The organism is Nocardioides nanhaiensis (assembly GCF_039542785.1).
Classification (GTDB): Bacteria; Actinomycetota; Actinomycetes; order Propionibacteriales; family Nocardioidaceae; genus Nocardioides; species Nocardioides nanhaiensis.
In genome coordinates this window covers 57,089-80,350 of sequence record NZ_BAABIM010000003.1, presented here as the reverse complement: position 1 = coordinate 80,350, position 23,262 = coordinate 57,089, and the positions used below count along the sequence as shown (strand labels likewise).

Below are 23,262 nucleotides of genomic sequence, written 5' to 3'. Positions count from 1 at the left end.
GGCCGGTGCGAACGGGCTGGCCTGTAGGCCGGGTTCTGTCCGCCTGGCTCAGGCCAGGCGGGGCGACCATCCATCTACGACGGCCGTTGCCGACCGCCTCCAGCGACCTACCCGTGCACTCGGGCGAGCAGCCCTCGAGCGTGCACTGTTCGGTCTTGCTCCCGGTGGGGTTTGCCGAGCCGCGCCGGTCGCCCGGCGCGCTGGTGGTCTCTTACACCGCCGTTTCACCCTTGCTGCGCCGTCCTCCGAGGAGGGCGACCCAGCGGTCTGTTCTCTGTGGCACTGTCCCGCAGGTCACCCTGGGTGGGGATTACCCACCACCGTGCTCTGTGGAGCCCGGACCTTCCTCGGCGCCTGGTCTCCCAGACGACGCGGTCGCCCGGCCAGCCCGTTCGCCCCAGCAGGATAGCGGCCCGACGCCGGTGCGACACCCCGTGCACACCCCTGTGCGCCACTCGACGTGCGCGACACCCGAGGATGGAGGCATGCAGTCGCTGGTGAGCCCCGAACCTCGCGGCGAGCGACCGATCCGGCGCCGCGCGACGGTAGAGGCCTCGCTGCAGGCCGACGAGGCGTTGCAGCTGATCGCCGAGGGGGTCACCAAGGTGGCCGGCTTCGGCGTCGCCGCCATCAGCGTCGCCCGCGAGGACGGGCAGCTCCACGTCACCGCGGTCGCGGGCAGCGAGGAGGCCCGCGCCTACCTAGAGGGCACCCGCACCCCGGTCGCCGAGCTGCTGGCCGAGCTGGAGCGCGGCGACGAGTGGGGCCGCTTCCGATTCGTCCCGCACGACCGGATGAGTGACCACGAGGGCGAGTGGGGATGGGTCCCCGACGTCGAGACCAGTGACGCCGAGGGCGCCTGGCACCCGCTCGACCTCCTGGCGGCGCCCCTGCGGGACGCGCACGGCCGGCTGCGCGGCACGCTGTCCATCGACCTCCCCAGCGACGGGCGCGTGCCCGGCCCGGAGAAGCGTCGGGTGCTGGACCTCTACGCCGACCAGGCCGCGCAGGCGGTCGTCACGGCGCTGGAGCGCGAGGAGCTGGCCGCCGAGGTCCGTCTCGCGACGGCGGCCCGGCGCGCCGTCCGCACCTCGCCGAGCCACCACTCGCTGCAGCAGGTGCTCGACGACGCCCGCGGTCCGCTGCTGGAGGGCTTCGGTGCGCTGGGCCTGTGGATGCACGTCACCGGCGAGGGCGACGGCGTCAGCGCCGTCCACTCCTCCGACGGGCGCGACCTGCAGCTGCCGCCGGACCTGGTGGCCCTGGCGACCGGTGCCGCGGGCTCCCTGTGGGAGCTCGAGCGCGTCGCCGTGATCGACCCCGACCGGCGAGAGCCGCTGCTCTCCACCGAGCAGGAGCAGCAGGTGAGAGCACTGCTCACCGAGCTGGACGTGGGAGTGGCCATGATCGTGCCGCTCGGGCTGGGGTCGGAGTGCGTGGGGGTGCTGGTGCTCACCCGTGCGCGCGGGGGCCTCGCGTGGTCCGACGCCGAGGAGGGCGCGGCACTGGAGGTCGGTCGCGACCTGGGCGGCGCCGTCCTGCGTGCCCAGCTGATGGAGCGCGAGCACCGGCTGGTTCAGCAGCTGCGCGAGCTCGACGGCTACCGCAGCCGGATGGTCGCGACGGTCTCCCACGAGCTGCGCAACCCGTTGACGGCGATCGTCGGCCACCTGGAGATGCTCGAGGGTCACCCGGAGGTCGGCGGCAACGCGGTCGCCTCGCTCTCGGCGATGGAGTCGGCGGCCCAGCGCCTCACGCGGTTGGCCGACGACCTGCTGATGCTGGCGCGCGTGACCGCCGCCTCCGAGGCCGACCCGGCCGACCGGCCACCGCTCGCGCCGGTCGACCTGCTCGCGGTGGTGACCGAGATCGTGGAGCTGCTGGCCCCCGAGAACGCCCGGCGTCGTCAGCAGGTCCAGGTCGAGGTCGGGCCGGGCTCCACCGTGGTGCTGGGCGACCGGGACCAGCTGGACCACCTGGTCTCGAACCTGGTGGGGAACGCCACCAAGTACACGCCCGACGGGGGCACGATCCGGGTGCACCTGGCCGGACCCACCTCGGACGCCCGGCCGAGCGAGGTGGTGCTGGCGGTGGTGGACGACGGCATCGGCATCTCGGAGGCCGACCAGCGGCTGCTGTTCACCGAGTTCTTCCGCTCCGAGGACACCCGGGCCCGCCAGCAGCGCGGCACCGGCCTGGGGCTCAGCATCGTGCGCAGCGTGGTGAGGCGCCACGGCGCGACGATCGAGGTGGAGTCGGCCGTGGGCTCCGGCAGCACGTTCCGGGTGCGCTTCCCCGCCCCTGCCTGAGGGCTGGGTCAGACCGTGACGGGCTTGCCGCCGGTCACCGCGATCACCTCGCCGGTGATGTAGGTGGCGTCGGCGGAGGCCAGGAACACGTAGGCGGGAGCGACCTCGGCGGGCTGGCCGGCCCGGCCGATCGGCGTCTGCTCGCCGAACTCGGCGACGGCGTCCTCGGGCATCGTCGCCGGGATCAGCGGCGTCCAGATCGGGCCGGGCGCGACCGCGTTGACGCGCACGCCGTCCGGTGCGACCTGCTCGGCGAGCCCGCGCGTGAACGCCACGATGGCGGCCTTCGTGCAGGCGTAGTCGAGCAGCTGTGGCGACGGCGAGCTGGCCTGCACCGAGGTGGTGCCGATGACGCTGCCTCCGCGAGGCATGTGCCGCAGGGCGCGCTGGGTGAGCCAGAACATCGCGTACACGTTGGTGCGCATCACCCGGTCGAGCTGCTCGGTGGTGATGTCGGCCAGGCTGCCCGGCTGCGCCATCTGGTAGGCGGCGTTGTTGACCAGCACGTCCACGCGACCGAACTCGGCCACGGTGCGGTCGACGAGCTCCTCGCAGAACTCCTCGGAGGTGATGTCGCCCGGCACCAGGACGGCGCGTCGTCCGGCCTGCTCCACCAGCTCCGCGGTGCGGCGTCCGTCCTCCTCCTCCGTGGTCAGGTAGGTGAGCACCACGTCCGCGCCCTCCCGGGCACAGGCGATCGCGACCGCTCGGCCGATCCCGGAGTCGCCGCCCGTGAGCAGGACGACCTTGTCCTGGAGCCGCCCGTGACCGACGTAGCTCTCCTCACCGTGGTCGGGCTCGTCGCCCAACCGCGAGGTCGTCGTGCGACCGGTCCCGGGTGCGGGAAGCTGCTCCCCCGCGGTGTCGGGCTGCTGCCGGCGCTGCGGATCAGTGCTCTCGTCGTGCTCGCTCACAGGTCCTCCTGGGGGCTCGTCGGTGAGTGTCGGCTGCGGCTCCGGCGACCGCCCCCGGCAGTACCCGAAGGCATGCCGGGGCACGCGCGCACCTCTACGACCCACCCCCACGTGTGCGCCTCGCAACGGGGGTTACCGGTGCCGCTTCCACAACCCGAGCGCACACGACGAGGACTCCTCATGAGCCAGCAGGACCACGACCGTTCCCCGGAGGCCGACGGGTCCGACCGCCCCTCCGTCGACCAGCCGCTGAACGCCGAGCCCCGGCCCCAGGTCACGCCGGTGCTCGCGGTCGTGGCCCTCCTGGTGGTGGTGGGCGCGGTCTTCGCCCTGATCACCTGGACGCGCTACGCCACGTAGTGCCGCACCCACCGGGGCCAGCCGTGACCAGCGCACCGGCACAGTGAAGGCATGCGAGCACGACTGATCGACGTCGCCACACCTCGCGACCCGGCGGGCATCGTGGTGGTCCTGCACGGCGGCGGATCGCGGCGGGGCAGCCCCGCGGTCAGCCCCACCCAGCTGTCGGTGCTGAGGATGCTGCCGGTCGCGCGCACCATCGCCCGGGCCGGCCGCCGTCGGCTGGCCGTCAGCAGGTTGCTCAACAGCCATCGCGGGTGGGACGCCAGCCACACCCCGGTGGACGACGCCTCCTGGGCGGTGCGGCAGCTGCGCGAGCGGCACCCCGGAGTGCCGGTGGCGCTGGTCGGCCACTCCCTGGGTGGCCGCGCGGCGCTGCTGGCCGGCTCACTGCCACCGGTCACGACGGTGGTGGCCCTCAACCCGTGGCTGCAGGCCACCGACGACGTGGACCTGACCGGGAGGCACGTCCTCGTCGTGCACGGCACCGAGGACCGGATCGCCTCGCCGCAGCGGTCGAGGACCCTGGCCGACAGGCTCGCGCGCCGTCCCGGCGTCGAGCTCACCTGGCACGAGGTGGCCGGCGGCAAGCACGCCATGCTCTCCCACCGCGGGGAGTTCGAGCGCACCGCGGCACGCTTCGTGGTCGAGCACCTGCTCGCAGACCACGACCCAGCGCGGGAGTAGCCGGCCCCCACCGCACGTGTGGCGGATCGGTGAACGGGGACTGGTGGGCTCGGCGCTCCCCCGATCGGGGGAGCGCTCCCCCGATCAAGGAGGCTCCCATGAAGGACGTCGAGCGCACGATCACCGTCCCCGTCCCGCTGAGCGCGGTGTGGGAGTACCTCACCGACTTCACCCACACCGAGCAGTGGGACCCGCCGACCGAGCGGACGCAGCTGGTGCTCGCCAACGGCCAGGACGGCAAGGGCGAGGGCACGGTCTACCGCAACACCTCCTCGATGCTGGGCAACAGCACCGAGGTCACCTACACCGTCACCGAGTACGTGCCGCAGCAGCGCTTCCAGCTGCGCGGCGACGCCTCGGCGATGCAGCTGCTCGACACGATCACCTTCGCCGGTGACGAGACCACCACGACGGTCACCTACCACGCAGAGTTCCACCCGCAGGGTGCGGCGAAGCTGGTCGAGCCGCTGCTGCCGCTCGGCCTCAAGCGGATCGGCGACAAGACCGCCGACCAGCTGGAGGAGACGCTGCGCTCACTCCCGTCGACCGACGCCTGACGCCTCACGCGACGAGGGGCTGGGCTCAGAGCAGGGTTCGCCAGTAGTACCAGAACTGCTCGCCGGCGAGCACGACGACGACGGCGTACAGCGCGACGACGCCGAGCAGGTGCCACTGCCCCAGCACCCGGACGACGCCGGAGCGTGCGACGCCGGCGCCCAGGACGCCGGCGCGCGCGTTGCGCAGCGTCGTGTACCAGGCGATCGGGATCGTCATGGCCCACACGACCATGCAGTAGGGGCACAGGGCGCCGATGCGGTACAGGCTCTGGAACACCAGCCAGGCAACGAAGGCCAGCCCGGCGAGCACGCCCACCTGGAGCCCCAGCCAGTACCAGCGGCGCAGCCGGGCGCCGGCGAGGATCGCGGCGCCGGTGGCGGTGACGATCGAGAACCCGGTGATCCCGAGCAGCGGGTTGGCGAAGCCGAACGCCTCGGCCTGCTCGGTGATCATCACCGACCCGCAGGACAGGATCGGGCTGAGGTTGCAGCTGGGTGTGTAGGAGCTGTCCTCGAGCAGGGCGATCTTCTCGATCATCAGCACGAAGGCGGCCAGCCACCCCACGCCACCGCCGACCAGCAGCAGCCACCCGAGGGCACGGTCGGAGAACGGGGGCGCGTCGACCTGGTCGAGATCGCCGTCGTCGACGCCGTCGAGGTCGTCGTCGACCGGCTCGTCCAGCACCTGCCGCTCGCTCATCGCGGGCCCTCCCTCGTCGTCGGTCGCACCCCCGGCGAGGCTGTCAGGCGGGGTCCGAAGCCGTCTCGTAGCCTACCCGCTCGCGCGGCGCCGGCACGGTGAGCACGGCCACCGCCGTGGTGGCCGGCACCGCCAGCACCAGGCCGATGCTCCCCGCCAGCGAGCGGACGATCTCGCTGGCCAGCTCCTCGGTCTCGAGCAGGCCCCAGATCGAGCGGTCGTACAGCGAGACCGCCAGCAGCAGGGTGAGCGCGGTGCCGGTGTAGGCGAAGACGATCGTGTAGATCGTGGAGGCGATGTGGTCGCGTCCGATCCGCATGCCGCTGGCGAACAGCTGCGCCCGGGTCAGCGACGCCGAGGCGGCGCGCAGCTCCCACACCGCGGAGGCCTGGGTGATCGTCACGTCGTTGAGGATCCCGAGGCCCGCGATGACGACGGCCGCCATCAGCAGGCTCTGCAGGTCGAGCCGGTCGGCGTAGCTGGAGAGCACGGTGCTGCCGTCGTCGGAGACGCCGGTCAGGCGCGCCGACCCCACCGCCCACCACGCCAGCAGCGCCGTGAGCAGCACCCCGGCCAACGTGCCGCCCAGCGCCGCGCTGGTGCGCATGGAGACACCGTGGGTGGTGTAGATGACCACGAACATGATGACCGTCGAGGCCACCAGCGCCACCGGTACCGCGGGCTCCCCGGCCAGCAGCGCCGGGAGCAGGAAGTAGCCCACCACCAGCCCCGCGAACCCCAGGCCCACGAGCGCCATCAGGCCGCGGAACCGCGCCACCATCAGCACCACGAGCACGAACAGGCCGGCGGCCCACCACAGCGACGCCGAGCGCTCGATGCCGAAGAAGGTGATGGAGGCCTCGCCGCCCTCGGGTGCCGGCGCCCTCAGCAGCTCCACCCGGTCACCGGGCTCGAGGCCGGCCTGGCTCACCTGGGGCGCCACCGGCACCACGACCTCGCGGCCCTCGTCGACGCCCTCGTCGACGGTGACCACCAGGTTGCCGCAGTCCTCGCCCCGCGTCGGCGAGCCGCCCGGCCCCTCCGAGGCCGGTTGCACGGGGCACGGCGTCTGCACCTCCTCGACCACGCCCTCGGGGAAGGAGCTCCCCTCGGCGGCGAAGCCCACCGAGCCCTGCAGCTCGTCGGCAGCGCTGCCCGAGGGCCACAGCAGCACCGCGCCCACCAGCGAGACGACGCCGACGACGGCGAGCGCCGCGAGCAGCAGGGTGCGCGGCAGCGGGTCGATCTCGAGCTCCGCGTGGCCCCCGTGACCGTGGCCGTGCCCGTGCCCCACCGCGGCGCCGGCGGCCGGCGTCCCTGCGCGGTGGGCCCGGTGGGAGGCGCGCGCTCCGCGACGCGCCATCAGGCTCGGTTCCTGGCGTGGTGGCTGGGCGCGGGGAGCATGCGCGCACCCTAGTGCGGGCCTCCCACCGCCGCCGACGACGTCGGCGCCGAGTTGCCCCGGGCCGGTGCTCTCGTCACGATCGGCGGGTGCACCCGCGTCGCCTCCTGCTGCTGCTCGCGGTGGCCGCCGTCGTGGCCGCCACCGCGCTGCTGGGCGACCCTGCGGAGGACTCCCCCGGTGCCGGCGGCACCACCGCGCCGGCGCAGCCCGAGACCTCCGCGCCGCCCGTGGACGACCTGTCGTTCTGCGAGGCCTTCGCCACCCTGGGCGCCGTCGCCGCCAACCACAGCGCCAACGACTCACGCGTAAGCCGTACCGAGCTCGACGCCGCCAGCCAGGCGGTGCGCGACCTCGCTCCCCGGCTGGCCGTGGACGACGCCACGCGGGCGGGGCTGCTGGCCGAGGTGGAGGCGCTCGCCGACGACGGCGTGGCCGACCCGGGTGAGAGCACGGCAGCGGACGCCGAGCAGCAGGCCTTCGCCGAGTACCTGGGCACCGCCTGTCAGACGGGCACCGAGAGCGAGCCGCTGTAGACGCCGCGCAGCGTGCGCACCGCGACCAGCGCCCAGGCCGCCACCAGCAGGGCGGCGAGCCCGCCCGCGAGGGCGTCGAGCCCCCACCAGCCGGTGAGGTCGGCCACGGCGACCGTGCCGGTGACCACGGTGCCGAGCGGGAACGTGAAGGCCCACCACGTCAGCGCGAACGGCAGCCCCGTGCGCAGGGCCCGCGCCGTGCGCGCCGCGCAGACTGCGAGCCAGACCAGCGCGAGCGCCAGCACGGGGGCGGCGTAGCCGAGCGCGACGGCGCGTCCCAGCGCCGGGTCGGGGGCGGCGGCGCCCAGGTGGTGTGCCGCCGTCGCCGACTGCCCCAGCGGGCCCAGCACGATCCACCAGGTGGGCACGAGCGCCGCCGGCCCCAGCCCCTGGGACCGCACCCGGCCCACGAGCAGGCCCCCCACGCGCAGGCTCAGCAGCAGCGTGAGCACGGCCAGCACCAGGCAGCCCACCAGGAGCGCGCCACGCAGCGACGCCGCCACGTGCGGCAGCAGCAGCGGCCCGGTGGCAGCGCAAACCATCGGCGGCACCACCGGCATCAGCCACCCGGCGAACGGCTCGGGCTCCTGGCCGGCGTCGCGCAGCGCCCGCAGCCTCGACGGCGCCAGCAGCGCCGTCGTCAGGCCGAGCAGGGTGCCCGCGGGCCAGAGCACGAGTGCCAGGTCGACCGCGACCGACTCGCCGACCACGCCCGGCCCCACCAGGACCGCACCGGCGGCCACGGTGAGCAGCGCCATCGGCGCAGCGCCGACGAACGGACCCCGCACCGGGTGGCGCAGGTGACCCCGGGCCGTGCCGGGGTGCCAGCGCAGGTGCAGGGCGGCTCCCGTGGCGACGGCGAGCAGCAGCGCCGTCGCCAGCAGCCAGGTCGCGACCGCGACGGCGTCCAGGACCCGCGCGGTCGTCGGCCCGGCCCACGGGCGCTGCGCCAGCGAGGCGGCGACCACGGCCAGGATGCCCGTGCCCATCACCGTGGAGAACCAGGCCGGCGGCACGTAGCGCACTCGCTCCGCCCACCGGTCGGCACGCTGCTGTGACGCCGTGACCGGTGCGACCGAGGCCTGCTCGAGGATGCTCACCCCTCGACCCTGGCCCTCCTCACGGCCGGGCAGTAGTCGTCCGTTCCCTGGGAGGTCACAGGTTCAGCCTGTGATGAGCCTATGGTGGAGCCTGTGACTGCCGCTCCCCCACGCCCGAGCCGGGTGCCCGACCTGGAGGGTCTGCGCCTCCTCGTCGCCATCGCCCGCGAGGGCAGCATCGGCGCCGCGGCCCGCACCCTGGGCGTCACCCAGCAGTCGGCCTCCGAGCGGCTGCGCTCCGTGGAGGCTCAGGTGGGTCTCACACTGGTGCAGCGCGGCGCCCGCGGCTCGGGACTCACCGCGTCGGGCACCGTGCTGGTGGAGTGGTCGGCCCGGCTGCTCGACCTCGCCGAGGAGATCGACCACGCCATCGAGGGGCTGCGCGGCGACCGCAGCCGCGAACTCGCCGTCTGGGCCAGCATGACGGTGGCCGAGAGCCTGCTGCCCCGCTGGCTGGTGCTGCTGCGCGAGCGCCAGCTGGCCGAGGGGCTCACCCCCACCAGCGTCGGACTGGTGGCGGCCAACAGCGACGCCGTGCTCACCGCCGTCCGCGACCAGCAGGCCGACCTCGGCTTCGTGGAGGGCGCCCGCCCGCCGCGCGACCTGCGCTGGAGCGCCGTCTCCACCGACGAGCTGGTGCTGGTGGCGGCCGCCGGGACACCGATCGCCCGCCGGCGCTCACCCCTGACGCCGGGCGAGGTGGCCGGCCTGACCCTCACGACCCGGGAGCAGGGCTCCGGCACCCGGCAGGTGGTCGAGCACGCGCTGGCCGAGCACGGCCTCGCGCTGGGCGGCACCCTGGTGGAGCTCACCACCGGCTCGGCCGTGCGCGCCGCCGTCGTCGCCGGCGGACCCCCCGCCTTCCTCAGCCGCGCCGTCGTCGCCGGCGACCTCGACGCCGGCCGGCTGGCGCTGGTGCCCACCCTCGACCTGCGGCTGCGCCGCACGCTGCGAGCGGTGTGGGCCGGCGGCCGCCAGCCCCCGCCGGGGCCGGTGCGCGAGCTGGTGGGCATCGCGCGGACCTGACAACTTGTTGAGAATTGTTCTCATGTAGCGTGGGCGCATGACCGCTCCTCGCCCTGCCCGTGCTGCCCGGCCCCGCACCGCCCGAGCCCGCCGCAACCCGCTCGACGACGCCGGCATCGAGCACGTGACCTACCGCGACGTCGACCTGCTCCGCACGTTCGTCTCCGACCGCGGCAGGATCCGCGCCCGCCGCCTCACCGGGCTGCGCCCGCAGCAGCAGCGCGCGGTGACCCGCGCCGTCAAGACCGCCCGCGAGATGGCCCTGCTGCCGTTCGGCTCCACGGCCCGCCGGTAGCGTCGGCTCCCGTGCCCACCCGTCTGCCCGGCATCCCCGTCGTCGCGCTGACGGGGCACCTGGGCGCCGGCAAGACCACCGTGCTCAACCACCTGCTGCGCGCCCCGGGAGCCCGCGTCGGCGTCGTCGTCAACGACTTCGGCGCCATCAACGTCGACGCCGCCCTGGTGACCGGCCAGGTCGACGAGCCGGCCTCGATCACCGGCGGCTGCGTGTGCTGCATCAGCGACACCGACGAGCTCGACGCCGCGCTGGAGCGGCTCACCCATCCGCGGCTGGCGCTCGACGTCGTCGTGGTGGAGGCCAGCGGGGTGGCCGAGCCGGCCGCGCTGGCCAAGCTCATCCGCTACAGCGGCGTGGAGCGGGTGCGGCCCGGCGGCGTCGTCGACGTGCTCGACGCCGTCGAGCACCGACGCACCCTCGACACCCGCGACGAGCCACCGCCGCGCCACGCCGCAGCCTCGCTGGTGGTGGTGAACAAGTGCGACCTGCTGCCCCCCGGCACCGCCGAGCAGACCCTGCGGGACCTGGAGTCGCGGGTCCGCGCCGTCAACCCGCACGCCGCCCTGGTGCGCACCAGCCGCGGCCGCCTCGACCCGGCGCTGGTCTTCGACGCCGCGGCGCCCGAGCCGCCCGACGGCCAGCTCACGCTCGCCGACCTGGCGCGCCCGGACGACGAGCACGGCCACGTCCACGTCGCCTCGGCCTCGCTCGCCGTCCCGGGCGCCGTCTCACCGGGTCGCCTGCTCGACCTGCTGGAGCGCCCGCCGCTGGGCACCTACCGTGCCAAGGGCACGGTGCAGGTGCGCAGCAGCACGACCGGCGCGACCCGCGGCTACCTGGTCAACCTGGTCGGTCGACAGCTTCACGTCGCCACCCACCGAGCCCGCACCGCCGGCAGCGAGCTGGTGCTGCTCGGGCCGGGGCTCGACGTCGCGGCGGCCGAGCGGGCGCTCGCCGTCGCCCTGCAGCCTGCCGAACGCCCCGACCCGGAGGGGTCGCGCCGGCTGCAGCGCTACCGGCGTCTCAGCCTCTGAGCGGTCACCGGCTCCCGGCCGTCACCAGGTCACCTCGTGGCACTGGCGCGTCGGCGCGGACTCCACCTGCAGCGTGGCGTGCTCGATGCGGTGGGCGGCGCGCAGCACTGCCTGCGCCTCCTCCAGCACCTGCTGGCTCGTGGCCTCCCGGCCGACGACGAGGTGCGCGGTCGCGACCACCATGCCCGAGGTGAGCGTCCACACGTGCAGGTCGTGCACGTCGTCGACGCCGGCCACCGCCTCGAGGTCGGCCACGACCCGCTCGAGCGGCACCTCGGCCGGCGCGTGCTGACCGAGCACGGCCAGCACCTGGCGCCCCAGGACGACGGCGCGCACCGCCACGAAGACCCCGATCGCCAGAGCCACCCCGGTGTCCCAGCCGGGCGCGCCGGTGGCGGCCACCAGCACGCCCGCCACGATGACGCCGACGCTGCCGGCGGCGTCGGCGACCACCTCGTAGTAGGCGCCCTTGAGGCTCAGCGACTCCTGCGCGCCGGCGCGCAGCAGCACCATCGAGACCACGTTGACGGCCAGGCCGAGCGCGCCCACGACGAGCATCGGTCCCGTGGAGACCTCCACCGGCTCACCCAGCCGTGCCAGCGCCTCCACCACCACGTAGACCGCGACACCGAGCATGATCAGCGCGATGAAGCCCGAGGCCAGCACCTCGGCCCGGTAGGAGCCGTAGGAGCGGCGACCCGTGCTGTCGGGCCGGGTGGCGATGCGGGTGGCCACCAGCGCCATCCCGAGGGCGACGACGTCGGCGCCCATGTGGCCGGCGTCGGAGATCAGCGCCAGCGACCCCGAGACCAGGCCCGCCACCAGCTCGACGACGAAGAACGTGCCCACCAGCCCGAACGCGACCGCCAGGCGCCACCGGTGCCGCCCGGCCGCGCTCAGCCCCTGCCCGTGGCCGTGCCCGTGGCCGTGCCCGGCGCCCATCAGCCGGCCCGTCCGGGCTGGGGCGGCTGGTGCCCGGCGTCCACGGCGAGCACCACCTGGGCGACGTCGCCCAGTGCGTGCGCCAGCCGCGCGTCGGCCAGCTCGTAGCGGGTGCGGCGCCCCTCCGGCACCGCGACCACCAGCCCGCAGTCGCGCAGGCAGGCCAGGTGGTTGCTCATCGACTGCCGGCTCACCCCCACCTGCTCCGCGAGCTCGGCCGGGTAGCCCGGCTGGTCGCGCAGCGCGAGCAGGACGGCGGCGCGGGTCGGGTCGGCGAGGGCGCGCCCGAAGCGCACGAGGGCGTCGAGTGAGACGACGGCGGTGGCGGTCACCGGGTCACGGTACAGCGGATCCTGGATTCAGGCCACGCTGTACCGATCAGCTGATCTCACCACCCGTGGTCGGCCCCGACCATCATGACCGTCGCGAGCACGACCGCGGTCACCGACAGCCCGACGGCCAGCGTGCCGAGCCTCCGGGCGGCGGGCTCGCTCCGGGCCGCCACCCCCAGCCAGGCACCCAACGCCGCCACCGGGTAGGCGAACGGGCTGAAGAGGAGGCTGTAGCCGAGCACCACCGCCAACACCGCGAACCCGAGGGCGATGAACCCCAGCGGCCGCACGTCCGGCCCCGGCCACTCCCGCAGCTCGTGCTCGGTCTCCACGATCCGCACCGTAGAGCACGACTCGACGGATCCGGATCGATCACTGGTACGTTGCTCGAGCCGTGGTGCACGGGAAGCCGGTCTGACGCCGGCGCGGCCCTCGCCACTGTAGCCGTCGAGCACGGCGACCCCCGCGGTCCGTTCCAGCACCACCGAGCACCACCTCACGACCCTTGGAACGGGCCGGGCCACTGGGCGCGAGCCTGGGAAGGTCGGTCGCCGCGTGTTGACACGGAAGCCAGGAGACCGGCCACGGCGCGTCATGTTCCACGAGGTCCTTGGAGAATCACCGATGCGCAGCTCACCCTGCCCTGCCCTGCCCACCCCACGACCAGCCCGGGCAGCAGCCGCCCTGGCCCTGGCCGCCCTGACCCTGACGGCGTGCGCCGGCGCCCCGGCCGCGGAGCCGCGCTCCGAGTCCGCCGGTGAGGACGGCTTCCCGCTGGAGATCACCTCCTGCGGGCGCACCACCACCCTGGAGCAGCCCGTCACGGCGGGCGTCACGCTCAACCAGGGCGCCACCGAGGTGGCGCTCGCGCTGGGGCTGGAGGACCAGCTGACCGGCACCGCCTACCTCGACGACGCCGTGCAGCCCACGCTGCAGCAGGCCTACGAGGCGGTGCCGGTGCTGGCCGCCGAGTACCCCACGCAGGAGCAGCTGCTCGCCGCCCAGCCCGACTTCGCCTACGCCAGCTACGCCAGCGCGCTGGAGGCCACGGCCGTCGGCACGCCCGCCGAGCTGGAGCAGCTCGGCGTCGCGAGCTACCTCTCCCCCTTCGGCTGCGCCGAGGACGCCGACCGGCCCGCCGCCTCCTTCGACGCCGTGTGGGTCGAGGTCGACGACGTCGCCGCGGCGTTCGGGGTGCCCGAGCGCGCCGAGCAGCTGCGCGAGGAGCAGGAGCAGGAGCTCACGGACGTCGAGCGGGCCGGGGCCGGCGAGGGCACCCGCGTGCTCTGGTACGACTCCGGCGACAAGACGCCCTACGTGGGCGCCGGGGACGGCGGGCCGCAGCTCGTGCTGGACGCCGTGGGCGCCACCAACGTCTTCGGCGAGCTGGCCGGCAGCTGGGCCGACGGCAGCTGGGAGGACGTCGTCGCGGCCGACCCCGACGTCATCGTCCTGGCCGACGCCGCGTGGTCCGGCGCCGCCGAGAAGCGCGCCTACCTGGAGCGCGACCCCGTCCTGCGCGAGCTGACGGCGGTGCGCGAGGGCCGCTTCGTCACGGTGCCGTTCAGCGAGTCCACGGTGGGCGTGCGCCTGGTCGACGGCGCCGCCTCGGTGGCCGAGCAGCTGGAGCGACTCGCTCCCCTCGAACCGGCTCGGGGATGACCACCCTCCGGCCCACCGCGGGGATCGCGGTGGTGCCGGGGGCCCTGGCCGTGCTCACCCTGAGCATGGCCGTGGCCCTCGGCATCGGCTCGGTGCACGTGCCGCTCGCCGACGTGCTGGCCGTCGTCGCCCGCCGCCTGGGTGCCGGTGACCTCGGCGTCACCCTCTTCGACGACCGGATCGTCTGGCAGCTGCGGATGCCGCGGGTGCTGGGTGCGGCCGCCGTGGGCGCCGCCCTGGCCTGCTGCGGCGCGGTCCTGCAGTGCCTGGTGCGCAACGACCTCGCCGACCCCTACCTGCTGGGCATCTCCGGAGGTGCCGCCGTCGGCGCGGTGACGGTGATCGTGCTCGGCGTCTCCGTCGTCGGCCTGGTGGGCTCGGCGGCCATCGGCGTCGCCGGCTTCGTGGGCGCGCTGGCGTCGCTCGCACTGGTGCTGCTGCTGGCCACCGGCCGCAGCGGCCAGCTGCCACCCACCCGCACGGTGCTGGCCGGCGTCGCCGTCGCCCAGGCGTGCGCCGCCTACACCTCGCTGCTGGTGATCGTGCGCGGCGAGGGCGACGCCGCCCGCCGGGTGCTCACCTGGACCCTCGGCTCGGTCGCCGGCTTCCGCTGGGGCTCGGCCCTGGTGGTCGCCGGCGTGGCGCTGGTCGCCGTGCTCGTCGCGACGGCGTGCGCCGGCCACCTCGACGCGCTGGCCCTCGGCGAGTCCACCGCGGGTTCGCTCGGTGTCGACGTCCGGCGCGTGCGCTGGGGGCTGCTGGTGGGCACCGCGCTCGTCACGGCGCTCCTGGTGGCGCACGCCGGGGCCATCGGGTTCGTCGGGCTGGTGGTGCCGCACCTGGTGCGGGCGCTCACCGGGCCGCGGCACCGCTTGCTGCTGCCACTGGCGGCGCTGGCCGGAGCAGTGCTCCTGGTCTGGGCCGACGTGGTCGCCCGCTCCCTCGTGCCCGGCCAGGAGATCCCCATCGGCGTGGTCACCGCCGTGGTGGGGGCACCGTTCTTCGCCTACCTGCTGCGGCGCAGCGCGAGGTTCGCATGAGCACCCCTGTGCGCACCCGGGTGGTCGTGACCGGCATGTCCGCCCGCGAGGCCGCCGCCCACGGCGTGCTCGCCCGCCTGGCCGCGCCGCACGACGGCGTCGTGGCCCACCTGCAGCAGGGCTCCCCCACCCTCGCCGCCGTCCTGGACCGCCTGGCCGACGACGGCGCCGAGCGCGTCGTCGTCGCGGGGGTCTCGCTGGGCACGCTGGCGCCCGGCGTCTCGTGGCTGCGGCGCGTGGCCGCGCACTGGTGGCGCGAGCGCCGCGACGCCGGCCTGCCGCTGCCCGAGGTCGAGGTCGGCCTGGTGCTGGTGGCCGACGCCGTCGAGCTGGCCACCGTCGTCGAGGGCCTCACCAAGCAGGTGCGCGGCGGTGAGCCCGGGCTCACCAGCGCCGCCTGGGAGGAGGTGCCACGGCACCGGCACCAGGTGCTGGTCTGCCGGGGGCCGCGCTGCACCGCGCGCGGCTCCGACCGCACCGCCGAGGCGCTCGCCCTGGCGCTGGCCGAGCAGGGCCTGGGCGACGACGACGTGCTGCTCACCCAGACCGGCTGCCTCTTCCCCTGCAACCACGCGCCCGTCGTGGCCGTGCAGCCCGACGACGCCTGGTACGGGCAGCTCACGCCCGACGCCGCCCGCCGGCTGGCCCGCGAGCACCTCGTGGCCGGCCGGCCCCTCGACGACCACCGACTCACCCGCCTGCGAAGGGATCCCTGATGCGCATCGCCCTGCTCTCCACCTCCGACACCGACCTGCTCTCGGCGCGGGCCGCCAACGCCCTCGGCGCCGACTTCGTGCACGCCAACCCGGCGCGCCCCGGCCACCAGTCGATGGCCGAGAGCATCGAGGGCTGCGACCTGGTGGTGGGCCGCATCCTCGGCTCCCCCCAGGACCTGTGCACCGGCTTCGCCCGCATCCGCGACACCGGCATGCCGATGGTGGTGCTGGGCGGCGAGCAGCAGCCCAGCGCCGAGCTGATGGAGCTCTCCTCGGTGCCGATCGGCGTGGCCGCCGAGGCGCACCGCTACCTCGCCGAGGGCGGGCCGGCCAACCTGCGCCAGCTGCACGCCTTCCTCTCCGACACGGTGCTGCTCACCGGCGAGGGGTTCGAGCCGCCGGCCGCGCTGCCCGCGTGGGGACTGCCCGACCGCCCGCTCGTGGACCCCACCCTGCCCAAGGTCGGGGTGCTCTACTACCGCGCCCACGAGGCGTCGGGCAACGCCTCCTTCGCGCACGCGCTGGCCGACGCCGTCGACGCGACGGGCCTGGCCACCGGTGTGCCGGTGTTCGCGGGCTCGCTGCGCACGGCGCCCGACGAGCTCTACGAGACGCTCGGGCAGCTGGACGCGCTCGTCGTCACGGTGCTGGCGGCCGGTGGCTCCACGCCGGCCGGCGCCTCGGCGGGCGGTGACGACGAGGCGTGGGACGTGGAGCGGATGGCGGCGCTCGACATCCCCGTGCTGCAGGGCCTCTGCCTCACCAGCAGCCGGGCCGAGTGGGAGGCCAGCGACGACGGCGTGAGCCCGCTCGACTCGGCCACCCAGATCGCGATCCCCGAGTTCGACGGCCGCATCATCACCGCGCCCTTCTCGTTCAAGGAGGTCGACGCCGACGGCCTGCCGCACTACGTCGCCGACGCCGAGCGCTGCGCGCGGGTCGCGCGGATCGCCGTCAACCACGCCCGTCTGCGCCACACCCCGCCCTCCGAGCGGCGCCTCGCGCTGGTGCTCTCGGCCTACCCCACCAAGCACAGCCGGGTGGGCAACGCCGTCGGCCTGGACACGCCCGTCTCCGCCGTCCGCCTGCTGCGCCGCCTGCGCGACCAGGGCTACGACCTGGGCGCGCCCGGCGAGGTGCCCGGCCTCGACCTCGCGGACGACACCGAGGCCGGCAACGCCCTCATCCACTCCCTGATCGCGGCCGGCGGCCAGGACGAGGAGTGGTTGACCGCCGCGCAGCTCACCGACGCACACGTCCGCATCACCCCCGCGCAGTACCGCCGCTGGACCAGCCACCTGCCCGCCGACCTGATGGACGACGTCGAGGCGGCCTGGGGGCCGGCCCCGGGCACGCTGTTCGTCAACGACGTGGGCGAGATCGTGCTCGCCACGATCCGCGCCGGCAACGTGGTGCTGCTCATCCAGCCGCCCCGCGGCTTCGGCGAGAACCCGGTCGCGATCTACCACGACCCCGACCTGGCGGTGACCCACCACTACCTGGCCGCCTACCGCTGGCTCGAGGCCGAGCAGGCCGACGGCGGTTTCGGCGCGCACGCGGTGGTGCACCTGGGCAAGCACGGCTCGATGGAGTGGCTGCCCGGCAAGAACGCCGCCCTCTCGGCCTCCTGCGCCACCGACGCCGCGGTCGGCAGCCTGCCGCTGGTCTATCCGTTCCTGGTCAACGACCCCGGCGAGGGCGCGCAGGCCAAGCGGCGCGCGCACGCCACGATCGTCGACCACCTGATCCCGCCGATGGCGCGCGCCGAGAGCTACGGCGACATCGCGCGCCTGGAGCAGCTGCTCGACGAGTACGGCAACATCGCCGCGATGGACCCGGCCAAGCTGCCGGCCATCCGCGGCGAGATCTGGCAGCTCATGCACGCCGCCGAGATGCACCGCGACCTCGGGCTCGAGGAGCGCCCCGGCGACGAGGAGTTCGACGACTTCCTGCTGCACGTGGACGGCTGGCTCTGCGAGATCAAGGACGCCCAGATCCGTGACGGCCTGCACGTGCTCGGCGCCGCGCCCACCGGCGAGGCGCGGGTCAACCTGGTGCTCGCCATCCTGCGTGCCTCGCAGGTGTGGGGCGGGCAGACGGCGGCCGTGCCCGGGTTGCGCGCCGCGCTGGGTCTCAAGGAGAACGCCGAGGCGCTCGGCGCCGTCGACGAGATCGAGGCCCGAGCCCGCGAGCTGGTGCTGGGGATGGAGGCGGCCGACTGGTCGCCGGCAGCCGCCGCGACCCTGCACGACGACCCCGAGGTGGTGCGGGTGCTGGAGTTCGCCGCCACCCAGGTGGTGCCGCGGCTGGGCAGCACCACCGACGAGCTCGACGCCGTGCTGCACGCGCTGGACGGCGGCTTCGTGCCGGCCGGTCCCTCCGGGTCGCCCTTGCGCGGGCTGGTCAACGTGCTCCCCACGGGCCGCAACTTCTACACCGTCGACCCCCGCGCCATCCCCTCCCGCCTGGCCTGGCAGACCGGCCAGGCGATGGCGGAGTCGTTGGTGCAGCGCTACCTCGACGACATGGGCGAGCACCCCACCTCGGTCGGGCTCTCGGTGTGGGGCACCTCCGCCATGCGCACCAGCGGCGACGACGTCGCCGAGGTGCTCGCGCTGCTCGGCGTCCGACCGGAGTGGGACGAGGCCTCGCGTCGCGTGCAGCAGCTGCACGTCGTCCCGCTCGAGGAGCTGGGGCGCCCGCGCATCGACGTCACCGTGCGCATCTCGGGCTTCTTCCGCGACGCCTTCCCGCACGTGGTGACGATGCTCGACGACGCGGTGCGGATGGTGGCCGAGCTCGACGAGCCCGCGGAGAGCAACTTCGTGCGCGCGCACGTGCAGGCCGACCTGGCCGAGCACGGCGACGAGCGGCGCGCCACCACGCGCGTCTTCGGCTCCAAGCCCGGCTCCTACGGCGCCGGCATCCTGCAGCTGGTGGAGTCCGGCAGCTGGCGCGACGACGCCGACCTGGCCGAGGTGTACACGCAGTGGGGCGGCTTCGCCTACGGGCGCGACCTCGACGGCCGACCCGCCGCCGAGGACATGCGCTCCTCCTACCGGCGGATCAAGGTGGCGGCCAAGAACATCGACACCCGTGAGCACGACATCGCCGACAGCGACGACTACTTCCAGTACCACGGTGGCATGGTGGCCACCGTGCGCGCGCTGACCGGCTCGGACCCGCAGGCCTACGTGGGTGACTCCACCACGCCCGACGCCGTGCGCACCCGCACCCTGCAGGAGGAGACCAACCGCGTCTTCCGGGCCCGGGTGGTGAACCCCCGCTGGATCGGCGCCATGCGCCGCCACGGCTACAAGGGCGCCTTCGAGCTCGCCGCGACCGTGGACTACCTGTTCGGCTTCGACGCCACCACCGGCGTCGTCCACGACTGGATGTACACCGCGCTGGCCAACGAGTACGTGCTCGACGAGACCACCCGCCAGTTCCTCCGCGAGGCCAACCCCTGGGCCCTGCGTGGGATCGTCGAGAAGCTGCACGAGGCCGTCGACCGCGGGCTGTGGGCAGAGCCCGACCCCGACGTGCTCGCCGCGATGCAGCAGGTCTACCTCGAGGTCGAGGGCGACCTCGAGGACCGGGGCTCCGGTGGCTGAGGTGTCCGTGCCCGTCAAGCGCGTCCGCGTCATCGGCGTCGGCCCCGGCGACCCCGACCTGGTGACGGTCGAGGCGCTGCGGGCGATGCGATCGGTGGCCTACTTCGTGGTCTCCGACAAGTCCGGGCGTGGCGGCATGCCGGATCCGCTGGTCGAGGCGCGGGGTCGGCTGCTGGACCGACACCTGGGCTTCGAGCCGATCGTCGTGCGCATCGAGGACCCGCCCCGCGAGCGTCGTCCCGAGCGGACCGGCAGCGAGGAGGAGTACGCAGCCGTCGTCGAGGCGTGGCACGAGGCGCGCTCGCAGGGCTACGAGGAGGCGTTGCTGGCACATCCCGGTGACGCGGGCTTCCTGGTGTGGGGCGACCCCGCCTTCTACGACTCCACGCTGCGGGTGCTGGAGCGGGTCCGCCGGCGGGGGCGGGTCGCCTTCCAGGTCGACGTGCTGCCGGGTATCTCGAGCGTGCAGCTGCTGGCCGCGCGGCACCGGATCGTGCTGCACGAGGTGGGCGAGCCGCTGCACGTCACCACCCGCCGACGCCTGCGCGAGGCGGTCGACGGCGGCCAGCGCAACCTGGTGGTGATGCTCAACTCGGCCATCGAGCTGGAGGGCCTGGAGGACTGGCACATCTGGTGGGGCGGCAACCTGGGCACGGCGTCCGAGCAGCTGGTCGCCGGCCGCGTCGGCGAGGTGCTCGACGACGTCGAGGCCGCCCGCGAGCACTGCCGCGCCGAGGCCGGCTGGGTGATGGACATCTTCGCGCTGCGCGCCCCGGAGTGGGAGGCGTGAGCGGGCACACCGTGCTCGTCGTCCCGGTACCGGCGCTGCAACCCTTCGTGCGTGAGCGCACCGCGCGCTACGACGCCTCGTTCCTCTCGGCCGACCCGGGGTTCGTGAACGCGCACATCACCCTGCTCGGCCCGTGGCTGCCCGAGCCGGGTGACGTCGACCTCGCGACGGTCGGGCGGATCGCCGCCGCGCAGCCTGCGTTCGACTACCGCCTCGCGCGCGTCGAGGGCTTCCCCGACGGCGTCCTGCACCTGCCGCCCTCGCCCGGGTCGCCCTTCCGCCGGCTGACGGCGGCGCTGGTGCAGGCCTTCCCGGAGACCCCGCCCTACCGCGGTGAGTTCCCCGACACCGTGCCGCACCTGACCCTCGACCACGCCAGCACCGGCGCCACCGTCGCCTCGCTCACCGCGGAGCTCGCGCTCCCGGTGACCGCGCGGGCCGACCGCGTCGACCTGCAGTGGTGGGCCAACCACGACTGCCACGTGCGCGCCTCCTGGCCGCTGGGCGGCCCGGGAGCCGCGGCGTGAGCGGCCTGCTGGTCGCCGGCACCACCTCCGATGCCGGCAAGAGCGTGGTCACCACCGGGCTGTGCCGGGCGCTGGCGCGCCGCGGCGTCCGGGTCGCGCCGTACAAGGCGCAGAACATGAGCAACAACTCGATGGTGGTGGGGTCGCCCGACGCCGTCACGGGGACGGGCGAGATCGGTCGCGCCCAGTGGGTGCAGGCGCTGGCCGCACGGGTCGAGCCCGAGGTGGCGATGAACCCGGTGCTGCTCAAGCCCGGCACCGACCGGCGCAGCCACGTGGTGCTGATGGGCCGCCCCGCAGGGCTCGTGGACTCGATGGACTTCGTGGAGGGCCGGCGCCACCTGGCACGCGCCGCCCATGCCGCGTTCGACGACCTGGCCGCGCGGTTCGAGGTCGTGGTCGCCGAGGGCGCGGGCAGCCCGACCGAGATCAACCTGCGGGCGGGTGACTACGTGAACATGGGCCTGGCGCGGCACGCCGACCTGCCCACGGTCGTCGTCGGCGACATCGACCGCGGTGGCGTGTTCGCGGCGTTCGCCGGCACGCTCGCGCTCCTGGACGACGACGACGCGCGCTTGCTCGCGGGGTGGGTGGTCAACAAGTTCCGCGGCGACCGGCGCCTGCTGCAGCCCGGGCTCGAGCAGATCGCCGAGCGCACCGGCCGCCCCGTGCTGGGCGTCCTGCCGTGGAGCCCGGACCTGTGGCTGGACTCCGAGGACGCCCTCGACCTGGAGGCGCGCCGCTCCCCCGGCACTGCTGCCCGCGCGCGCGTCGCGGTGGTGCGGCTCCCGCGCATCTCCAACTTCACCGACGTCGACGCGCTCGGCCTGGAACCGGACCTCGACGTCGTCATGGCCTCGACGCCGCGCGGCCTGGCCGACGCCGACCTGGTGGTGCTGCCGGGCACCCGCGCGACGATCGCCGACCTGGCCTGGCTGCGCGAGCGCGGGCTCGACCGTGCCGTGCTCGCGCACGCGGCGACGGGCCGGCCGGTGCTGGGCATCTGCGGTGGCTGCCAGATGCTGGGCCACACCGTCGCCGACCCGGACGGCGTCGAGGGCCCGCCTGCCGTCGTCGAGGGGCTGGGCCTGCTGGAGGCGACCACGACGTTCGGTGGCGAGAAGGTGCTGCGGCGCCACGAGCCCGCCGGCTACGAGATCCACCACGGCCGCGTGAGCGGTGCTCTCTCAGCGGGCCACGTGACCGGGACGATGGTGCACGGCTCCCTGGAGGACGACGCCACCCGCGCCGCTTTCCTGACGACGACGCTGGGCCACCTGGGCGTGACCTCGCAGGTCTCCTTCCCGGCCGCCCGTGAGCGGCGGCTCGACCTGCTGGGCGACCTGGTGGAGGAGCACGTCGACGTCGAGGCGCTGCTGCGGCTGGCCCGGGAGGGTGTGCGGTGAGGGTGCTGCTCCTGGGTGGCACGGGTGAGGCGCGTGCGCTGGCCGGGTTGCTGGTCGGGGCGGGCGCGTCGGTGACGACGTCGCTGGCCGGGCGGGTCTCACGGCCGGCGCTGCCCGTGGGTGAGGTGCGCATCGGCGGCTTCGGCGGCGTCGCGGGCCTGCGACAGGCGGTGCTCGACGGCGGCTTCGACGTCGTGGTCGACGCCACCCACCCGTTCGCGGCGACCATCAGTGCGCACGCGGCGCAGGCCTGCGCCGACCTCGTGCCGCTGCTGCGCCTGCAGCGCCCGGGCTGGGAAGGCGTCCGGGCCACCAGGGTGGGCTCGCACGCGGAGGCCGCCGCGGTGGCGGCGCGGTACCGGCGTCCGTTCCTGACGGTGGGCCGCCAGTCCCTCGACGACTTCCGCTCGGCACTGGGCGCGCACCCGGCGGTGGCCCGGGTGGTGGAGCCGACGGAGGTGCCGGAGGCGTGGACGCTGCTGCGCAGCCGGGGGCCGTACACGCTGGAGGGCGAGCTCGCGCTGGTGCAGGAGCTCGGCGTCGACGTGCTGGTCTCCAAGGACTCCGGTGGCGACCTCACGCGACCCAAGCTGGAGGCGGCTGCGAGGCTGGGCGTGCCGGTGGTGCTGGTCGACCGGCCTCCGCCCCCGGCCGGGGTGAGCACGGTGGCGACGCCGGAGCTCGCCGCGGCCTGGGTCCTCGAGCAGCAGGACGGACGAGAGGTGCAGCAGTGAAGGTGCTGGTGACGGGTGGCGTGCGCTCGGGCAAGTCCCGGCACGCGGAGTCGCTGCTGGAGGGGCAGCCGGTGGTCACCTACGTGGCGCCGGGCCCGACCGTCGATGAGGACCCCGACCCCGACTGGGCCGCCCGGCTGGCCGCGCACCGCCTGCGCCGTCCGCCGCACTGGCGCACCCTGGAGTCCCGCGACCTGGCCGCCGCCCTCTCCCCCGACGGCGCCGTCATCGTCGACTGCCTGGGCACCTGGCTGACGGCGCTCCTGGACCGCACCGAGGCCTGGGACCAGCCCTCCGAGCAGGTCCGCAGCCGCGTGACCACCGCGCTCGACGTCGCCGTCGAGACCCTCGCCGCCCGCCCCGGCGACGCCGGCCCCGTGGTGCTGGTGACCAACGAGGTCGGCCTCGGCGTCGTCCCGGAGCACCGCTCCGGACGGCTCTTCCGCGACCTCCTGGGCGAGGTCAACCAGCGGATGGCGGCCGCGAGCGACGAGGTGCACCTGGTGGTCGCGGGGCGGGTGCTGCGGCTGTAGGCAGAGCGGTGCCGGGTTGCTCGTTCGGGTCGCGCCGCGCATC

At 74.8% G+C, this 23,262-nt stretch carries 24 protein-coding genes, 1 other RNA gene and 1 riboswitch; of the genes, 17 read left to right on the top strand and 8 right to left on the bottom strand.

The features are described 5' to 3' along the window. Nucleotides 1–8: 8 nt before the first annotated feature. Nucleotides 9–391, bottom strand: an RNA gene (gene rnpB / locus ABD948_RS14350) — RNase P RNA component class A. A 94-nt stretch (nt 392–485) separates the two neighbouring features. Between rnpB and ABD948_RS14345 the strand changes: the two genes are divergently transcribed. Beyond that, nucleotides 486–2,309 (top strand): sensor histidine kinase, encoded by a 1,824-nt coding sequence (locus tag ABD948_RS14345; protein ID WP_345266988.1) that lies wholly within the window; start codon nt 486–488, stop codon nt 2,307–2,309. An 8-nt stretch (nt 2,310–2,317) separates the two neighbouring features. On the opposite strand, the gene ABD948_RS14340 is transcribed toward ABD948_RS14345, so the two are convergent. Continuing rightward, complete coding sequence (locus tag ABD948_RS14340) at nt 2,318–3,223, bottom strand: SDR family oxidoreductase (protein ID WP_345266986.1); 906 nt, start codon at nt 3,221–3,223, stop codon at nt 2,318–2,320. 180 nt (nt 3,224–3,403) lie between these two features. On the opposite strand from ABD948_RS14340, the gene ABD948_RS14335 reads away from it, so the two are divergent. The 3 genes from ABD948_RS14335 (at nt 3,404) to ABD948_RS14325 (ending at nt 4,827) form a co-directional block, all read left to right on the top strand. Then, entirely contained in the window at nt 3,404–3,583 is a 180-nt protein-coding gene (locus ABD948_RS14335; RefSeq protein WP_345266984.1) for a hypothetical protein, read from the top strand. Between the two features lie 51 nt (nt 3,584–3,634). Then, nucleotides 3,635–4,270, top strand: coding sequence for an alpha/beta hydrolase (locus ABD948_RS14330; RefSeq protein WP_345266982.1), 636 nt, complete (start codon nt 3,635–3,637; stop codon nt 4,268–4,270). Between the two features lie 98 nt (nt 4,271–4,368). Then, nucleotides 4,369–4,827: an SRPBCC family protein gene (locus tag ABD948_RS14325; RefSeq protein ID WP_345266980.1), complete on the top strand. Its 459-nt coding sequence runs from the start codon at nt 4,369–4,371 to the stop codon at nt 4,825–4,827. A 25-nt stretch (nt 4,828–4,852) separates the two neighbouring features. Here ABD948_RS14325 and ABD948_RS14320 read toward each other — a convergent pair whose 3' ends face one another. Further along, nucleotides 4,853–5,527, bottom strand: coding sequence for a vitamin K epoxide reductase family protein (locus ABD948_RS14320; protein ID WP_345266978.1), 675 nt, complete (start codon nt 5,525–5,527; stop codon nt 4,853–4,855). A 43-nt stretch (nt 5,528–5,570) separates the two neighbouring features. Then, the gene (locus ABD948_RS14315) at nt 5,571–6,890 is read right to left on the bottom strand and encodes a YibE/F family protein (RefSeq protein WP_345266976.1); all 1,320 of its coding nucleotides are present in this window, start codon (nt 6,888–6,890) and stop codon (nt 5,571–5,573) included. A gap of 128 nt (nt 6,891–7,018) precedes the next feature. On the opposite strand from ABD948_RS14315, the gene ABD948_RS14310 reads away from it, so the two are divergent. After that, entirely contained in the window at nt 7,019–7,465 is a 447-nt protein-coding gene (locus ABD948_RS14310; protein ID WP_345266975.1) for a hypothetical protein, read from the top strand. On the opposite strand, the gene ABD948_RS14305 is transcribed toward ABD948_RS14310, so the two are convergent. Next, on the bottom strand, nt 7,435–8,565 hold the full coding sequence (locus tag ABD948_RS14305) for an SLAC1 family transporter (RefSeq protein WP_345266973.1): 1,131 nt from the start codon (nt 8,563–8,565) through the stop codon (nt 7,435–7,437). The genes ABD948_RS14310 and ABD948_RS14305 overlap by 31 nt on opposite strands. Before the next feature lie 93 nt (nt 8,566–8,658). Between ABD948_RS14305 and ABD948_RS14300 the strand changes: the two genes are divergently transcribed. From ABD948_RS14300 to ABD948_RS14290, 3 genes are read left to right on the top strand one after another with little or no spacing between them, the layout of a single operon-like run. Then, a complete protein-coding gene (locus ABD948_RS14300) occupies nt 8,659–9,591 on the top strand; it encodes a LysR family transcriptional regulator (RefSeq protein WP_345266971.1) in 933 nt (310 codons plus the stop codon). A 37-nt stretch (nt 9,592–9,628) separates the two neighbouring features. Next, nucleotides 9,629–9,886: a 30S ribosomal protein S18 gene (gene rpsR / locus ABD948_RS14295; protein ID WP_345266969.1), complete on the top strand. Its 258-nt coding sequence runs from the start codon at nt 9,629–9,631 to the stop codon at nt 9,884–9,886. Between the two features lie 11 nt (nt 9,887–9,897). Next, on the top strand, nt 9,898–10,923 hold the full coding sequence (locus ABD948_RS14290) for a CobW family GTP-binding protein (protein ID WP_345266968.1): 1,026 nt from the start codon (nt 9,898–9,900) through the stop codon (nt 10,921–10,923). A 21-nt stretch (nt 10,924–10,944) separates the two neighbouring features. Here the strand turns inward: ABD948_RS14290 and ABD948_RS14285 are convergent, their stop codons facing one another. The 3 genes from ABD948_RS14285 to ABD948_RS14275 are packed head-to-tail and all read right to left on the bottom strand — an operon-like array spanning nt 10,945 to nt 12,529. Beyond that, nucleotides 10,945–11,865 (bottom strand): cation diffusion facilitator family transporter, encoded by a 921-nt coding sequence (locus tag ABD948_RS14285; protein ID WP_345266966.1) that lies wholly within the window; start codon nt 11,863–11,865, stop codon nt 10,945–10,947. Then, nucleotides 11,865–12,197 carry an ArsR/SmtB family transcription factor gene (locus ABD948_RS14280; protein ID WP_345266964.1) on the bottom strand — a complete coding sequence of 111 codons (333 nt, stop codon included), beginning with the start codon at nt 12,195–12,197 and terminating at the stop codon, nt 11,865–11,867. Before ABD948_RS14280 ends, ABD948_RS14285 begins: the two co-directional genes overlap by 1 nt. A 56-nt stretch (nt 12,198–12,253) precedes the next feature. After that, complete coding sequence (locus tag ABD948_RS14275; RefSeq protein WP_345266962.1) at nt 12,254–12,529, bottom strand: hypothetical protein; 276 nt, start codon at nt 12,527–12,529, stop codon at nt 12,254–12,256. Nucleotides 12,530–12,575: 46 nt separating this feature from the next. After that, nucleotides 12,576–12,798, top strand: a riboswitch (cobalamin riboswitch). Nucleotides 12,799–12,821: 23 nt separating this feature from the next. Between ABD948_RS14275 and ABD948_RS14270 the strand changes: the two genes are divergently transcribed. The 9 genes from ABD948_RS14270 to ABD948_RS14230 are packed head-to-tail and all read left to right on the top strand — an operon-like array spanning nt 12,822 to nt 23,219. Continuing rightward, nucleotides 12,822–13,859, top strand: coding sequence for an ABC transporter substrate-binding protein (locus ABD948_RS14270; RefSeq protein ID WP_345266960.1), 1,038 nt, complete (start codon nt 12,822–12,824; stop codon nt 13,857–13,859). Then, a complete protein-coding gene (locus tag ABD948_RS14265) occupies nt 13,856–14,899 on the top strand; it encodes a FecCD family ABC transporter permease (protein WP_345266958.1) in 1,044 nt (347 codons plus the stop codon). Before ABD948_RS14270 ends, ABD948_RS14265 begins: the two co-directional genes overlap by 4 nt. After that, nucleotides 14,896–15,615, top strand: a complete 720-nt coding sequence (locus ABD948_RS14260; RefSeq protein ID WP_345266956.1) for a (2Fe-2S) ferredoxin domain-containing protein — start codon at nt 14,896–14,898, stop codon at nt 15,613–15,615. The genes ABD948_RS14265 and ABD948_RS14260 overlap by 4 nt, the downstream gene beginning before the upstream one ends. Beyond that, complete coding sequence (gene cobN, locus ABD948_RS14255; RefSeq protein ID WP_345266954.1) at nt 15,615–19,229, top strand: cobaltochelatase subunit CobN; 3,615 nt, start codon at nt 15,615–15,617, stop codon at nt 19,227–19,229. The genes ABD948_RS14260 and cobN overlap by 1 nt, the downstream gene beginning before the upstream one ends. Next, entirely contained in the window at nt 19,222–20,019 is a 798-nt protein-coding gene (gene cobF / locus ABD948_RS14250; protein WP_345266952.1) for a precorrin-6A synthase (deacetylating), read from the top strand. The genes cobN and cobF overlap by 8 nt, the downstream gene beginning before the upstream one ends. Continuing rightward, entirely contained in the window at nt 20,016–20,546 is a 531-nt protein-coding gene (locus ABD948_RS14245) for a 2'-5' RNA ligase family protein (protein WP_345266950.1), read from the top strand. Before cobF ends, ABD948_RS14245 begins: the two co-directional genes overlap by 4 nt. Beyond that, entirely contained in the window at nt 20,543–21,952 is a 1,410-nt protein-coding gene (locus tag ABD948_RS14240) for a cobyric acid synthase (RefSeq protein ID WP_345266948.1), read from the top strand. The genes ABD948_RS14245 and ABD948_RS14240 overlap by 4 nt, the downstream gene beginning before the upstream one ends. Then, on the top strand, nt 21,949–22,686 hold the full coding sequence (locus ABD948_RS14235; protein WP_345266946.1) for a cobalt-precorrin-6A reductase: 738 nt from the start codon (nt 21,949–21,951) through the stop codon (nt 22,684–22,686). Before ABD948_RS14240 ends, ABD948_RS14235 begins: the two co-directional genes overlap by 4 nt. Further along, nucleotides 22,683–23,219, top strand: a complete 537-nt coding sequence (locus ABD948_RS14230) for a bifunctional adenosylcobinamide kinase/adenosylcobinamide-phosphate guanylyltransferase (RefSeq protein WP_345266944.1) — start codon at nt 22,683–22,685, stop codon at nt 23,217–23,219. The genes ABD948_RS14235 and ABD948_RS14230 overlap by 4 nt, the downstream gene beginning before the upstream one ends. The last annotated feature ends 43 nt before the right edge of the window (nt 23,220–23,262 follow it).

Bases quoted from the DNA above. Each gene is read 5' to 3' on its own strand.
- ABD948_RS14325 (WP_345266980.1), top strand. From the start codon at position 4,369: ATGAAGGACGTCGAGCGCACGATCACCGTCCCCGTCCCGCTGAGCGCG.
- ABD948_RS14285 (WP_345266966.1), bottom strand. From the start codon at position 11,865: ATGGGCGCCGGGCACGGCCACGGGCACGGCCACGGGCAGGGGCTGAGC.
- cobN (WP_345266954.1), top strand. From the start codon at position 15,615: ATGCGCATCGCCCTGCTCTCCACCTCCGACACCGACCTGCTCTCGGCG.
- ABD948_RS14260 (WP_345266956.1), top strand. From the start codon at position 14,896: ATGAGCACCCCTGTGCGCACCCGGGTGGTCGTGACCGGCATGTCCGCC.
- rpsR (WP_345266969.1), top strand. From the start codon at position 9,629: ATGACCGCTCCTCGCCCTGCCCGTGCTGCCCGGCCCCGCACCGCCCGA.
- ABD948_RS14330 (WP_345266982.1), top strand. From the start codon at position 3,635: ATGCGAGCACGACTGATCGACGTCGCCACACCTCGCGACCCGGCGGGC.
- ABD948_RS14270 (WP_345266960.1), top strand. From the start codon at position 12,822: ATGCGCAGCTCACCCTGCCCTGCCCTGCCCACCCCACGACCAGCCCGG.
- ABD948_RS14345 (WP_345266988.1), top strand. From the start codon at position 486: ATGCAGTCGCTGGTGAGCCCCGAACCTCGCGGCGAGCGACCGATCCGG.
- ABD948_RS14335 (WP_345266984.1), top strand. From the start codon at position 3,404: ATGAGCCAGCAGGACCACGACCGTTCCCCGGAGGCCGACGGGTCCGAC.
- ABD948_RS14265 (WP_345266958.1), top strand. From the start codon at position 13,856: ATGACCACCCTCCGGCCCACCGCGGGGATCGCGGTGGTGCCGGGGGCC.
- ABD948_RS14315 (WP_345266976.1), bottom strand. From the start codon at position 6,890: ATGGCGCGTCGCGGAGCGCGCGCCTCCCACCGGGCCCACCGCGCAGGG.
- ABD948_RS14320 (WP_345266978.1), bottom strand. From the start codon at position 5,527: ATGAGCGAGCGGCAGGTGCTGGACGAGCCGGTCGACGACGACCTCGAC.